Raw genomic sequence first — 2,284 nt, forward strand, 5'->3', positions numbered from 1 at the left:
CGTGGCCGACGGCGGGGTGGTGGACGGCGTCGTGGACGGCGGAGCGGGTGCCGGCGTCCTGGTTGGCGGGGTGCTGGGCGGGGTGCTCGGATCGGGCGCCGGCGTCGGCCCGGGGGCGGGTGCCGGCTCGGGCTCCGGGCTCGGCTGCGGGGCGGGCGCGGTGGGCGCGGGCTCGATGGGGGTGGGCTCCGGCGGTGGCGACGTCGCCAGCTCGCAGTCCTCGGCCGTGGGCCGGGTGAACGTGTAGCTCTCGAGCTCGTCGACGTAGGGCCGCGCCGAGCCGTCCAGCGCCTCGAACTCGAGGCGGGCGTCGATCGTCTCGCCGGGGGCGACGTCGCCGGTGCTCAGCTCGACGCTCTGACCCGGCTCCAGAACCGCGTCGTCCTCACCCGTGGGTGTGCGGGTCGTGGCCAGCGTCACCGCGTAGGGCGAGGTGCCGGCGACGACCTCGACCACGAGCCCGCCCGGGCGACAGCTGGGGCCCTGGGTGACCTGGGCGGTCGGGCGGCTGGGGTCGTCGATGGCGGCGGCCGGCGGAGCGGCGAGGATGCCGGCGCCGAGCAGAGCCAGGGCGAGCGCGGCGAGCAGCCCGACGGACGCCCGCAGCGAGCGCGCGGCGACGTCCCCCCGCTGGTCCCCGTTGATCCGCCTACCTCCGCATTCCATTCGTCCCAGTTCCGATGATGACCGAGGCCGGGCCTCGTCGCCACCCCCTGACCAGGCGCGGAGGCTCGACGACGCGCCCGGGAACCCCGACACTCCGGCCTGCTCTTGACGACTGATGTGGCCTGGGTCACAGTGGGAACCGGGCGGGGGCAGCCGGCAACGAGTGGCTTCCCATTGCTGGGAAGACCGACCAACGCGGCCAGACCGTCAGGACCGGCGCCCCCGCCCCTCGACGTCCCCGATCAGTCCTGGGCGACCAGGACGGGGACCTCTTCCACCTCCGCACGCGCGCGGGGAGCTCGCCGCGCTCATGGGGGCGGCCGGGATGCCACGAGGAAGACCGCGGCTGCTACTTCGTCTGATTCGGGTGCCTGGTGTGGACATCGACCAGCCAAACGGTCTGTCCCTCGACGTAGAACCAGATCCGGGCTCCGCCGGGCAGCTCGTACTGCCACCGGTCGTGAAGAGCGCCGTTTCGCTCGACCTTGGCCAGCTCGGCCTTCATGGGATGGTTCCGTTCGCTGGCACGGTGCGGGGTGCGGGTGAGGAAATCCCAAGCATCAACGACAGCGTTGCGGGTGGTTCCGAGCAGGTCGGCCCACCCCTTCTCCGCCTGCCGGGTACCGAACTGGAGCGTGTACTCCGCCCGTTTGACCGGACGAGGTACGGACGGCCGTCGCTTACCCATCCTGTCGAGGATCGGGGACGGCTGCGGGCTCATCGAGCCACTCCAGCTCTGCGTCAGGGGTATAGCCAGCGGCGAAGGCCTCGGCCGTCGATCGCCAAGCCTCGAACGTGATCAAGATCGGCGCGAACTGGGATACCGACGCACTGGCTCTGGTCACCTCGACAATCTCCGCAGCGAACTGCTCACGCTGTTCTGGCTCGAGGAATGCGACCCAGGGGAAGTGCTGCCGCAACCGCTCGCCGAGCGAACGCCCTGACGAGTCGAGCGAGACAGCGACCAGGTTGGCTGCAACGGCGAAGGCACGTCGCTCGCGGTCGACGTCCTCGGACCTCGCGAGCACGAAGCTCTCACCGTCACGTCGAGTGATGTTGACAGGCCCCTGCTCCGCGGCGGAGAAGACCTCGGCCGAGTTGCGCGACAGCTCCGAGGACTGGACGGTGCGGCGCACAGCGGTGTTCATGGGCCTATTATTCAGAATATGTTCTGAACGTCAAGCGGGCTGGCGCCTAGGGCGACGAAGCGGCCCCGCACTTCCGTCGAAGTGCGGGGCCGCTCGGTGTCTCAACCAGACGTGCACCCGAAGGGATTCGAACCCCTAACCTTCTGATCCGTAGTCAGATGCTCTATCCGTTGAGCTACGGGTGCCGGTGTTCAGTTTACGTGCGCGGAGGCTCCGGGATTTGAACCCGGGATGGGGATTAACCCAAACCGCATTAGCAGTGCGGCGCCATAGACCGGACTAGGCGAAGCCTCCCGGGGTTCGAGTCCCCTCGGAACCACCGAGGACAGAGACTACCAGCGGCCCGGAGCCCTCTCTCAGCCCGGGTGCGACCGCGCGGGCAGGTGCCGACTTCTGCGATCTCGTGGCCGTCGGATGGCCGATGGCCACGAGATCGCAGCAGTCAGTCGGGGATGCTCCTATGGATCGTC

General features: G+C 69.6%; 3 protein-coding genes and 2 tRNA genes. All 5 read right to left on the reverse strand.

The genetic code is table 11. The annotated features are described in order from the left end of the window. A partial coding sequence (locus A6V29_RS06370; protein WP_212719050.1) for a hypothetical protein occupies positions 1-666 on the reverse strand: 666 nt, incomplete at its 3' end. Between the two features lie 349 nt (positions 667-1,015). Beyond that, entirely contained in the window at positions 1,016-1,354 is a 339-nt protein-coding gene (locus A6V29_RS06375) for a hypothetical protein (RefSeq protein ID WP_137159534.1), read from the reverse strand. Further along, positions 1,347-1,814, reverse strand: coding sequence for a type II toxin-antitoxin system Phd/YefM family antitoxin (locus A6V29_RS06380; protein ID WP_137159533.1), 468 nt, complete (start codon positions 1,812-1,814; stop codon positions 1,347-1,349). Before A6V29_RS06380 ends, A6V29_RS06375 begins: the two co-directional genes overlap by 8 nt. Positions 1,815-1,926: 112 nt before the next feature. Further along, positions 1,927-1,999, reverse strand: a tRNA-Arg gene (locus A6V29_RS06385). Positions 2,000-2,019: 20 nt separating this feature from the next. After that, positions 2,020-2,108: transfer RNA gene (locus A6V29_RS06390), tRNA-Ser, on the reverse strand. Positions 2,109-2,284 lie beyond the last annotated feature (176 nt).

The organism is Blastococcus sp. CCUG 61487 (genome assembly GCF_005222955.1).
In the GTDB taxonomy this organism is placed as follows: domain Bacteria; phylum Actinomycetota; class Actinomycetes; order Mycobacteriales; family Geodermatophilaceae; genus Blastococcus.